11 protein-coding genes are annotated in these 11,239 nt (G+C 37.2%); 10 read left to right on the top strand and 1 reads right to left on the bottom strand.

What is annotated here, in order from left to right; genetic code table 11:
- Positions 1–621: 621 nt before the first annotated feature.
- The 4 genes from M028_RS0126985 (at position 622) to tatC (ending at position 3,234) form a co-directional block, all read left to right on the top strand.
- Positions 622–1,416, top strand: coding sequence for a thymidylate synthase (locus M028_RS0126985; protein WP_026576630.1), 795 nt, complete (start codon positions 622–624; stop codon positions 1,414–1,416).
- Positions 1,413–1,901 (top strand): dihydrofolate reductase, encoded by a 489-nt coding sequence (locus M028_RS0126980; RefSeq protein WP_026576629.1) that lies wholly within the window; start codon positions 1,413–1,415, stop codon positions 1,899–1,901. The genes M028_RS0126985 and M028_RS0126980 overlap by 4 nt, the downstream gene beginning before the upstream one ends.
- 296 nt (positions 1,902–2,197) lie before the next feature.
- Positions 2,198–2,392, top strand: a complete 195-nt coding sequence (locus M028_RS0126975) for a twin-arginine translocase TatA/TatE family subunit (RefSeq protein WP_026576628.1) — start codon at positions 2,198–2,200, stop codon at positions 2,390–2,392.
- Positions 2,393–2,496: 104 nt separating this feature from the next.
- Positions 2,497–3,234 carry a twin-arginine translocase subunit TatC gene (gene tatC, locus M028_RS0126970; protein WP_026576627.1) on the top strand — a complete coding sequence of 246 codons (738 nt, stop codon included), beginning with the start codon at positions 2,497–2,499 and terminating at the stop codon, positions 3,232–3,234.
- A 35-nt stretch (positions 3,235–3,269) separates the two neighbouring features.
- Here the strand turns inward: tatC and M028_RS0126965 are convergent, their stop codons facing one another.
- On the bottom strand, positions 3,270–4,745 hold the full coding sequence (locus tag M028_RS0126965) for a PAS domain-containing sensor histidine kinase (RefSeq protein WP_026576626.1): 1,476 nt from the start codon (positions 4,743–4,745) through the stop codon (positions 3,270–3,272).
- Positions 4,746–5,038: 293 nt separating this feature from the next.
- On the opposite strand from M028_RS0126965, the gene M028_RS0126960 reads away from it, so the two are divergent.
- The 6 genes from M028_RS0126960 (at position 5,039) to M028_RS0126935 (ending at position 11,189) form a co-directional block, all read left to right on the top strand.
- Positions 5,039–5,290, top strand: a complete 252-nt coding sequence (locus M028_RS0126960) for a DUF2535 family protein (protein ID WP_026576625.1) — start codon at positions 5,039–5,041, stop codon at positions 5,288–5,290.
- Between the two features lie 136 nt (positions 5,291–5,426).
- On the top strand, positions 5,427–6,269 hold the full coding sequence (locus M028_RS0126955) for a DegV family protein (protein ID WP_026576624.1): 843 nt from the start codon (positions 5,427–5,429) through the stop codon (positions 6,267–6,269).
- Between the two features lie 58 nt (positions 6,270–6,327).
- Complete coding sequence (locus tag M028_RS0126950; protein ID WP_026576623.1) at positions 6,328–7,308, top strand: DUF418 domain-containing protein; 981 nt, start codon at positions 6,328–6,330, stop codon at positions 7,306–7,308.
- 93 nt (positions 7,309–7,401) lie between these two features.
- Complete coding sequence (locus M028_RS0126945; RefSeq protein ID WP_081810907.1) at positions 7,402–8,919, top strand: spore germination protein; 1,518 nt, start codon at positions 7,402–7,404, stop codon at positions 8,917–8,919.
- A gap of 10 nt (positions 8,920–8,929) precedes the next feature.
- On the top strand, positions 8,930–10,039 hold the full coding sequence (locus M028_RS0126940; protein ID WP_026576621.1) for a GerAB/ArcD/ProY family transporter: 1,110 nt from the start codon (positions 8,930–8,932) through the stop codon (positions 10,037–10,039).
- Positions 10,032–11,189 (top strand): Ger(x)C family spore germination protein, encoded by a 1,158-nt coding sequence (locus M028_RS0126935; RefSeq protein ID WP_026576620.1) that lies wholly within the window; start codon positions 10,032–10,034, stop codon positions 11,187–11,189. The genes M028_RS0126940 and M028_RS0126935 overlap by 8 nt, the downstream gene beginning before the upstream one ends.
- Positions 11,190–11,239 lie beyond the last annotated feature (50 nt).

Raw genomic sequence — 11,239 nt, 5'->3', positions numbered from 1 at the left:
TACAACGGCTCACAAAGTTTATCTGCAAAGGTAAAGTCAACCACTTGTTCCACTCGGCTCCAAAAAGGATGGGGAGGAACCGAAGAGAAGACTTCATAATCTGATAGGGTTAACTGACCAAATGATTTATATTGAATGTGCGCCATCACGATCACTCCATACGTAAGATATATCTTAATTTTACCGTACATATGGAGTGAGGTGATTAGTAGATTGGAAAATTTGGATAAAGTTTGTGAAAAAGGGGTTTTTTATGAGTTAATCGACGGTCTCAAATCTTCGCTTATTGACTTTTGCTGGTTACTACATTAAGGACAAGTCATCTTTTTTAAAAAGGAACCCAAAAATCCAAAAGAACCTCAATCTGCTGCATTACAGTAAGATTTTTTTGAATTCCTAATAAAGAAACTCGCCATTATGGCGAGTTACTTTTTTATATACCGATACGACTGTCATTTCGGCACGTATGTTAAGAAAAGCACCTCAAAACGGAACTCTTTACTATTTGGATGGCTTCTTTTTTTTTCGAAAAATAACAAAACGTTTTTGTATATAGCTTTTAAAATGACCTAGTCATTGTTAAAATATTATAATGATGTTTGGACAGGAGAGTGTAAAAAATTGAAGCAATATTTACAGTTATGCGAGCATGTACTGAAAAATGGTACCGTTAAAGGTGACCGCACTGGTACCGGAACGATTAGTACCTTTGGATATCAAATGAGATTCAATCTTGAAGAGGGTTTCCCACTGTTAACAACAAAAAAACTTCATTTAAAATCTATCATCTATGAATTGCTATGGTTTTTAAAAGGGGATACGAACGTAAAGTATCTTCAGGACCATGGCGTGCGTATCTGGAACGAATGGGCCGATGAAAACGGGGAATTGGGTCCGGTTTATGGACATCAATGGCGTTCTTGGACTGGTGCAAATGGAAAAACTGTCGACCAAATCAGCGAACTGATCGACCAAATCAAAACCAATCCAAATTCAAGAAGACTCCTCATCAATGCATGGAACGTAGCCGAAATCGATAACATGGCCTTGCCGCCATGCCACTGTATGTTTCAGTTTTATGTAGCCGACGGGAAATTATCTTGCCAGCTCTATCAGCGTTCAGCCGACGTTTTTCTTGGGGTCCCCTTTAATATTGCATCCTATGCTCTTTTAACATACATGATTGCCCAAGTCTGCGATTTAAAACCAGGTGAGTTTATCCATACCTTTGGTGACGTTCATATTTACCAAAATCATTTAGACCAGGTGAAGATGCAAATGGGAAGAGACCCTCGCCCACTGCCGCAATTAAAGATGAATCCTGCAGTGAAAGATATCTTCGGGTTTGAATTTGAGGACTTTTCATTAGAAGGCTATGATCCGCATCCGCACATTAAAGGAGTGGTAAGTGTATGATTTCTTTTCTCGTAGCGATGGATGATCATAGAGTGATCGGCAAGGACAATCAATTACCTTGGCATTTACCGGAGGATTTAAAATACTTTAAAAGAGTCACGATGGGCCATCCAATTGCAATGGGGCGAAAAACACATGAATCTATTAGGCGAGTCCTTCCTGGAAGAGAAAATATTGTGATTACCCGTCAGAAGAATTACCAGGCTGAAGGCTGCACTATGTTTTACTCTGTAGAGGATTTTGTAGATTACTGTCGCAAACAAGAAGATGAAATCTTCGTCATCGGCGGGGCAGAGATTTTTAAAGAAACCTTCCAATATGCGGACCGTTTGTACATTACCGAGATACATTCTGAATTTGAGGGAGATACATACTTTCCGGAATTCAATCACTCAGAATGGAAGCTCTTAACCACTGAAAAAGGAATAAAAGATGAAAATAATCCATACGAGTATGAATTTAAGGTCTATGATCGAAAAATATAGCCACTAAAAAAGCACCAGCTAAAAAATGCTGGTGCTTTAAAATGTCTCTTATAATGAGTTATTGTTAAAATATTTTTAAAATTAAATAAGCAGTATTGTACATTGACTTACAGAATAGTTATTGTTAAATTGACTATAGTGATTATTAGCTTTATATAGTATTTCAGCTGATGACGTATGGTTTATAGTTGCAAATGTGAATTTATTATGAACTATCAGCATGAATGATTTCAAATTGATTTTTTAACACTATAATTGTAGTAGTAATGAACAACTGAAAAAGAGGAGGTTATTCCATGTTATCTAATATTGGAGTACCTGGATTAATTTTGATTTTAGTGCTTGCATTAATTATTTTCGGCCCTAAAAAATTACCAGAAATCGGTCGTGCCTTCGGTCAGACGTTAAAGGAGTTTAAAAAATCAACACGTGAACTTACCGACGATGTCATGCCAGATATCGATGAGGATAAGAAAAAATTGACTAAATAAGGTGTAAGATACTGTGTCTTGCACCTTTTTCTACTTATTGTTTAATAGGGGTAAATGGCAAAACATATTTATTTTTCAACCTTTGAAATTGGCAGGGGAAGTTAATGGATGATAAAGAATTACAGTTAGTCGATCATTTAGAGGAATTACGCAAAAGGATTATCATAACCGTACTTGCATTTCTTGTTTTTTTTATTGCTGCTTTTATTTATGTTGATGATATTTATAAATGGTTTGTCCGCGGCCTTGATATGAAATTAATGGTGCTCGGTCCAAGTGATATAATCAGGATTTATTTTATGCTGGCGGGTGTTGTGGCTGTTGCGGGAACGATTCCAGTTTTAGCCTTACAAATTTGGATGTTTGTCAAACCTGGATTAAGACCGTTGGAAAGAAGAGTCACCCTTTCCTATGTACCTGCGTTGTTCATCTTATTTATTATCGGTCTTTGCTTTGGCTATTTTGTTATTTTCCCAATGGTTTTTAAATTCTTGATTGGAATTGGGGGAGACATGTTTGTCACCAATTTCACGGCAGACCGTTATTTCAGTTTTATCATGAACATGACATTACCGTTTGGAGTGTTGTTTGAACTGCCGGTTGTCGTAATGTTCTTAACGTCACTGGGGATTATTAATCCTTTTGTACTTACAAAAATTCGCAAATATGCTTATTTTATTCTAATTATCATAGCAGTAGTGATCACACCGCCTGATTTTATGTCCGACTTTGTAGTGACACTCCCACTTTTGCTCTTATATGAAATTAGTATAAATTTATCGAAATTCGTTTATAGGAAAAAATTGAAAAAACAGCAGGACGAAGAATTAGTGGAAGCATAATAAAACGACCTTAAGAGTATTCTTAGGGTCGTTTTTTATTTTATTGGAAGGAACACGGTGACAGACGTTCCATTTTCATCACTATCAATTTGAATTTTACCTTTGTGATTTTCAATAATTTTCTTGCTAACTAATAGCCCCAAACCGGTACCTTTTTCCTTCGTGGTAAAAAAAGGATCTCCAATTCTTTTCAAATACTCGGGAGGAATTCCACTTCCCGTATCAATGAAACGAATGATCATCTCTTTTTTATCCGTGCATTCTGTTTGAATCGTTATATTTCCACCAGCAGGCATTGCTTCAATCGAATTTTTAAGGAAATTAATAAACACCTGTTTCAATTGATTCTCATCACAAAGAATTTCCGGAAGTGGGGAAAAATAGACCGTCCTAATTTGAACATTGGTCATAATGGCTTGTGTATCAATTAGGGTTTTCACTCCTTCGATTACTTCCTTAATATTTGTTTTGGCCGTTTTCATAACTTGTGGTTTTGCAATGACCAACAACTCAGATAAAATCAATTCAATTCGATTAATTTCAGAATGAATAATATCGATATAATCCCTCTGTCCTTGATCTACATTCAATAATTGCAGGAATCCTTTAATTGCAGTTAATGGGTTTCGAACCTCATGGGCAATTCCCGCAGCAAGCTGTCCGGCAACGGAAAGCTTTTCTGATTGTAATAACAAATCCTCGGTCCGTTTTTTGTCCAAATCCGCATTAATTCTTTCGGAAATATCTCGTAATACGGAAATCACTCGCACTTCCTTGTCACTATTACGGTAGGAGTTACTTAGAATTTCCATATAAATAAAACTGCCGTCTTTTTTTCGCATACGGAATGTATCTAATGATTTAGGCTGAATATGAATCGCTTTCTGATAATTTAGGAGATAGCGATCAACATCGTCTCTATGGATATATTCTAAAATTGGTTGGCTAACCAGTTCTGTAGGTGTGTAGCCGAGAATTTGTTCGCAAACAGGTGAGACATAAATGAAATTTCCTGCAATATCTGTTTTTACAATAATATCCATTGAGTTTTCCGTTAAAATCCGATAAAGCTCTTCACTGTCCTTTAAGCGTCTCCTCTTTCGTTTAATTTCCGTAATATCCTTAGCCACACCATATACACCAATAATTTCGCCATTGACAGTAATGGGTAGATTGGTGACATTTAGATCCACAAACTGACCATTTTGCTGAATGAGTTTGCAATCATAGTTTTGAAAGCTGCCTTCTAAAGCTTGGTAAAAGTAGGACGAAACCTTTGCCACATCTTCAAGTGCAAGGATTTCAAAGAATTTCTTTTTCTCGATTTCTTCCTGGCTGTACCCCGTTATTTGCTCACAGGCTGGATTAAGAAAAACATAATATCCAGCTAAATCAATGGCAAAAAGGGCATCTGAGTTGCAGGCTAATAATGATTGATAACTATTTAGTCCATCTTTTAAATATTTTTCTAATATAATTCTTTTTTTGATTAAAATTGCAGAACTGTCCATTTCTATCTACCCAGTTCCTTTCGATTTATCTACTATTATAATAATATTAAATTTTATTAAGTTATTTTTCAAGCGTATATCCCTACTTTTGGCATATTAATTGGAAAACTAAAGGAAATTGATTTTGATTCTGCAGGAATACATTGCTATAAATGTGTTCTCAATCCAATATAGAAGAAAAAATGATTCAGTAAAAAATTCACAAATATTTTTTTGATACAAGCACAATTAGACACATTTCGAGTTGGGGAAGGTGTATAATAGTATCAAACGGGTAAAAAGGATTGATATTTTTGTTACTAAAAAGCCTAGAGTTCAAAACAATTGTTGGACAGAAGGTTAAAGTCATGGAAATTCCTGTATTGGAGGAAGATAGCCCTTTTAAATTTATGATCCAAGTCCGTTTACAGACGTTTATCACGTCCATTAACAAGGAGTCAGGCCCCAAAAAATGCTACTCCTTCAGAGAGTATTTGAAAAAAGTCATGAAGTGGCCAGACTATGAAAAACTATTTAAAGTAGATGAATTAAAAAACAACGCTTAATATCTTCGAGCATCGGCTAACCGGTGCTCTTTATTTTTTGAAAAGACTATTTTATTAAAATATAATGAGAGATTGTGTTCCCATCAAAAGGTGTAACCTGTATAATACAAAGCAGTAAGAGTGGGGAAGTGACTAAATGAGTAAAATTAAAATTGTAACCGATTCAACCATGGACATGCCTCAAGAAGTGGTTGATCAACTTGGAGTTGAGGTTGTACCGCTTTCGATTACGATAAATGGAGAAACCTTCTTAGATCGGGTGGAATTAGAACCGGTTGATTTTATAAAAAATATGAGTCGAACAGATGAATTACCGAAAAGTTCACAGCCATCAACAGGTGCTTTTCTTGAGGTATATGACCGCTTAGGAGAAGAAGGCTTTGAGGTTCTCTCCATTCACATGACGGGGAAAATGAGTGGGACTGTCCGCTCTGCGGAAAGCGCTGCCCAAATGGCGAAAACAAACGTGACCGTTGTTGATTCCAAATTTATTTCAAAGGCTTTATCCTTTCAAGTAAGGGAAGCGGCTGAAATGGCCAAACAGGGAAATAGTTTGGAAGAAATCCTTGAACGTCTTGAAGCAGTACAAAACCATACTAAATTATATATAATGGTGGATACATTAGAGAATCTAGTAAAAGGCGGCCGGATTGGCAAAGGCAAAGCCTTTATTGGTTCGCTGTTAAATATTAAACCAATAGCATCCCTTGAAGGTGCGGAGTATACGCCAGTCACAAAGGCGAGGAGTTACTCCCAGGTGGTAAAGTTTTTTACGAAACAATTTACCGAGGATATCAAGGGGAAAACCGTTCGAGGCGTAGGGATTGCTCATGCCGGGGCCTATGAGCTTGCGGTGAAAATAAAAGAGAGCATCTTTGATTTGACCGGTGTTCAGGATGTGGAAATTGACTATACGGGTCCAACAGTAATTACACATGCAGGTCCTGGTGCGATTGCCTTAATGTATTACTATGATTAAGAATTGTTAGATTGGATGGTGCCTAAACACCATCCAATTTTTATAGGGGAAGTAAATCATGAAAAAAATAGAACGAAACGAACGGATAGATACACTAGATTATTTAAGAGGTTTCGCGCTTTTAGGAATCCTCCTGGTTAATATCCTGGCAATGTTATCTGCGCAAGAGCCACTTCCGAACACCCAGGATGCTTTCTATCAGAGGTTTTTATTTCTGTTTGTCGAAGGGCGCTTTTATCCGATCTTTTCCTTTTTGTTTGGTGTCGGAATGTTTATTTTTCTAACAAGAGCAGAGAGGAAAGGGAAAAATGCAATCATTTTATTTTTGCGTAGAATCATCGTTCTTTTTATCTTTGGTTTTATTCACTTTATTTTTCAGCCGGGGGAAGCTCTTACTGTTTATGCAAGCTGCGGTCTGATTCTTTTGCCTTTTTATAAAGTAAGAAGAGAGGTTAACCTGGCAATTGGGATTTTGTTACTCATTCTATTCTCCATCTTCGCAATGAAAATATTTATGACAGTGCCCCTCATCCTTTTAGGGCTTGCTGCTGGTCAATATCGGATGTTTGAAGAGATTACTCATAAACGAAAACAAATTACTATCTTTACAGTGTCAGCATTTATCTTGACTGCCCTTGGTCTAGCTTTTCAATATCAACATATTCCTTCGACTCCATTTAATCCTTTTCTTTATAATCGGTTTTTAACCATCGGTATAATGATTGGTCCAATGGTTTCTGCCTTCTATGTCGGGGTCCTGATTTTAATATTACAATCTCAATTTTTTCAGAAAACATTATCTCCTTTAAAATACTATGGACGGATGTCACTCAGCAATTACGTCTCGCAAACCGTCTTCATATTAGTGGTTGGAAAGGCCTTCGACATGTATAGGCATATAACCTACTTGCATACCCTTTACATATGCTTAGTAATCTATTTCATACAGCTGTTATTTAGTGCAGTTTGGCTGCGTTGCTTTCAATACGGGCCGCTTGAATGGATTTGGCGGTTAGCAACATACAAAGAAAAGCCATAAAACAGGATGGTGCTGGTCACCATCCTGTTCTTTTTGGTTAAATATAGCTTATTTGGTAATGCTAAAAAAAATTGAAGTTCAAAGGTGTTGCCAATGTTCAAATGGATGACGGGGAAAAAAACTTCAGAAGAAACGAAAACACATAGCTTAAGTGTGGAGGAACTGAAGGAAGAATTAAAGCAGGAGCTAAATGCTTGCTCGGATTTAACCTTTAGAACCCTTACAAAAGAAGGAAAAAAGATCCTATTTTGCTACTTAGGCAGCTTAATTGATAAAAATGGATTGGACCAGGATATTCTTAATCCAACTATTAAAAGTACACAATCCAAATGGACTCCTGAATCTCTGGCACAAATTCTGCCGATTGCTCAGCTTTCTGCTGTTAATAATCTGAAAGAAGTCATTCAGGCATTAATTGAAGGGCAGATTTATATTTATATCGATGGTGAACCATATGGTCTATTAGCAGATGCAGCGAAAACAGTTGAACGATCACTGGAAAAAGCGGAAACGGAATCGCTAGTTTATGGTCCAAAAATTGCCTTTACCGAATCACTTCTTGGAAACATCAATATTCTACGGAATAATCTAAAGGATCCGAATTTGTGCTTGGAGGACCTCACGATTGGCACAAGAGCAAAAAAACAGGCAAAGCTTATTTATATTAGAGGAGTTGCCGATGAGGAAAATGTAAACACCTTCAGGCAAAGAATCACTGACCTTAATATCGATAGTGTTCCCGATAGCACGGTACTCGGACAATTAATCGAAAATAATAGCTGGACGGTATTTCCACAGCTGATGACCACTGAATTGCCTGATCGGATTACCATTGCTTTATTAAGAGGAAAGGTTGCTGTACTAATTGACCGCAGTCCAGATGCAGTTTATGGACCGACGCCATTCTTTACCTTTTTCGAATCAACAGAAGATATTTATATGCGTTGGAATATGGGTTTCTTCTTACGAATCCTGCGTTTAACCGCAACCTTCTTGTCTGTCCTTCTGACACCGGCATATGTCGCGGTGTTAACGTATCATTATGAAGTTATTCCATCTGCATTGCTCGTTTCATTAGGACAGTCAAGGTCCAATGTCCCATTTCCCCCAGTATTTGAGGCACTCCTCCTTGAATTTGTGATTGAGCTGCTGCGAGAGGCGGGAGCAAGACTTCCTACAAAGGTCGGGCAAACGATGGGTATCGTCGGCGGTATCGTAATCGGTCAAGCCGCAGTAGATGCAGGGTTTACAAGTAATATTTTAATTATCATTATTGCCCTTAGTGCGCTCGGGTCCTTCACCACCCCAAGTTATCTGATGGGGACAGCGATACGAATCATTCGTTTTCCAATCATTCTAATGGCTGGTCTTTGGGGAGGGATTGGAATCATGGTATCTTTTTGCTTTTTCCTCATTCATCTCTTAAAGCTGGATACATTGGGAAGGCCCTATCTTTCTCCTGTATATCCATTAAGATGGAGGGATTTGGGATTCAGCCTGTTTCGATTTCCACTTAAATACCTTTCATACAGACCAGTAACAAATCATCCGGTAGATGGTCAAAGGTATCCAAGTAAAAAGGCGAAAGAAAAAAAGGATGTAGATGAATAGGGGCGAAAAAATGAAAGTAAATTTACATCCGAAAGAAGGATTACTGTTTAATGCGTTTCTATTATTTTTTTTCATACATGCCGTCCAAACCGGGGTGGGGTTAATTGGATTACCGAGGATTGTCTATTTATCCTCGAAGCATGATGCTTGGATTTCAGTTTTTTTAGCTGGGGTCGTTGTTGGAATCGTCTTATGGTTTATGATTACAATGCTTAAGCAATATGATAGTGCTGATTTGTACGGTATTCATGCCGATCTTTTTGGCAAATGGCTAGGGAGTCTAATGAGTCTGATTTATATGCTTTATTTAACAGGATGTTTTTTTGTTATTTTTATGAATTATATTGAAATTGTTCAAGTGTGGATTTTCCCGGACTTGCCGACATGGCAATTATCAATGGTTCTGATCTTGTTATCAGTGTATGCAGTTAACGGTGGAATTCGAATTATCATTGGCGTCGCTTTTCTATCGGTAGTTGGTACTTTATGGATGGCTTTTATTCTATTGGTGCCGATTCATTACAGTGACCCAACCCATTTGTTTCCGATGTTGAATGTTTCTTTGAAAAAGATGGTAGAAGGAATTTATAGCACGTCGCTGTCTATCCTAGGTTTTGAGCTAATCCTTTTCGTCTATCCCTTTGTAAAAGAAAAGAATAAGGTGCTTCTGTTTACCCAACTTGGTAATCTTTATACTACCTTGCTATTTACGATGGTAACATTAGTTGCGATTACATTCTTTGCTGAAGACAGTCTTGCACGAACCATATGGCCGGTATTATCGATGTTTAAAATTGTCAGGCTTCCCAACCTGGAACGATTTGAATTTATCGCGGTTTCTTTTTGGATGTTAATTATATTACCTAATATGTGTGCCTATCTTTGGGCAGCTTCAAAGGGGTTTTCGAGGATTTTTAAGCTTAAACAAAAGCATGGAATATGGATCCTTGCCTTCCTTACTTGGGGTCTTACCTTTTTTGTAAAGGCGAGATACCAAATGAATAATATCACAGACATAATTGCTAAGGCGGGTTTTTGTGCCGCTTTATGTTATCCGGTAGTGCTTGCACTGATTGTTTTTGCCAAGCGGTGGTATTTAAGGAGGAAGGCGAATGTTTAAGGCTTCTAAAATGGAATTATTATTGGCCATTCTTTTATGCTTTTCCTTCATCTCTGGTTGTGCAGAGCGAAAACAGTTGGAGAAATTAGCTCTGATTACGGCGGCAGGCTACGATTTGGATAAAAAAAATGTGATAAAAGGGACAGTTGTGGTCCATAAATTTGATCCGATGGCTCAAAATATCACAAAGGTGATTTCTGCCGATTCCCATACAAGCAAAGGGCTAATGAAAAAACAAAACCTAATGTCTAATCAAAAACTGGTTTCGGGACAAATGCGCTGTGTGGTCTATAGCCGAATGCTTGCTGAAAAAGGGGTGATTCAGCTTGTAGATGCTTTAAATCGTGACTCAACCGTTGGAAATATGGTCTATCTAACTGTAGCAGATGGCAAGGCTTCTTCCATTATTAACCTAGATGAGACGAATCAACAGGTAAATCTTGGTACATATTTATATAATATCATTAAACAAAATGTGGAAGGAGAGCAAATCCTTTCGCCAACTCTTCAGGAATTTAACCATAATTATTATGATATCGGCAAAGATCCAGTACTTCCAATTATGAAATTAAAGGATAAGGATGTGATTATTTCTGGAATTGCATTGTTTAGGGATGATCAGTTGGTCGCTGAGCTTGACCCTTCAAAGATTTTTTATTTAAAAGTTCTTGCAGATAAATATAATGCGGGTTCACAGGAGTTGGGCTTTAACCGCGACCAATTTAAACAATTTCGTCTGAAAACGGGCGAACATGCGACTAGGACAGTATACAATAAACTATTTATCGATATTGATAATATTCGCAGTCATTCAAAAATTAAATTAGTAGATAAAAAAAGTCTCCGTTTTAAAGTAGAAGTAAAACTATCTTCAAGATTATTAGAAACCACTGAGCCAATCGATTTTTCAAATCCAGCAGCCGTTAAGTTTATTGAAAAAGAAATAAATAAAAAAATGAAAAAGGAAATAGGGGGATTTTTGGCATACCTGCAGAAACTTGATGTAGATCCTGTTGGTTTTGGTAATGAATATGAAACGCATTTAAGAGGGAAGCAACTATCCAAGAAAGAGTGGAGGCGGCTTTTTAAACGGGCTACCTTTGATATCCACGTGAAAAATACGATTGTTAAAACCGGAGTCATTGATTAATGTTCATTTACTTTCTTCTTTTTCAAAACTTTGTTACACTATTCACGGAA

The organism is Bacillus sp. UNC438CL73TsuS30, from assembly GCF_000482325.1.
GTDB lineage: Bacteria > Bacillota > Bacilli > Bacillales > Cytobacillaceae > Neobacillus.
The sequence above is the reverse complement of the archived record's forward strand: the minus strand, read 5'-3'. Positions and strand labels throughout refer to the sequence as shown.

Coding starts and splice junctions, on each gene's coding strand:
- M028_RS0126945 (WP_081810907.1), top strand. CDS start 7,402: ATGTTCAAATGGATGACGGGGAAAAAAACTTCAGAAGAAACGAAAACA.
- M028_RS0126935 (WP_026576620.1), top strand. CDS start 10,032: ATGTTTAAGGCTTCTAAAATGGAATTATTATTGGCCATTCTTTTATGC.
- M028_RS0126975 (WP_026576628.1), top strand. CDS start 2,198: ATGTTATCTAATATTGGAGTACCTGGATTAATTTTGATTTTAGTGCTT.
- M028_RS0126950 (WP_026576623.1), top strand. CDS start 6,328: ATGAAAAAAATAGAACGAAACGAACGGATAGATACACTAGATTATTTA.
- M028_RS0126965 (WP_026576626.1), bottom strand. CDS start 4,745: ATGGACAGTTCTGCAATTTTAATCAAAAAAAGAATTATATTAGAAAAA.
- M028_RS0126980 (WP_026576629.1), top strand. CDS start 1,413: ATGATTTCTTTTCTCGTAGCGATGGATGATCATAGAGTGATCGGCAAG.
- M028_RS0126955 (WP_026576624.1), top strand. CDS start 5,427: ATGAGTAAAATTAAAATTGTAACCGATTCAACCATGGACATGCCTCAA.
- tatC (WP_026576627.1), top strand. CDS start 2,497: ATGGATGATAAAGAATTACAGTTAGTCGATCATTTAGAGGAATTACGC.
- M028_RS0126940 (WP_026576621.1), top strand. CDS start 8,930: ATGAAAGTAAATTTACATCCGAAAGAAGGATTACTGTTTAATGCGTTT.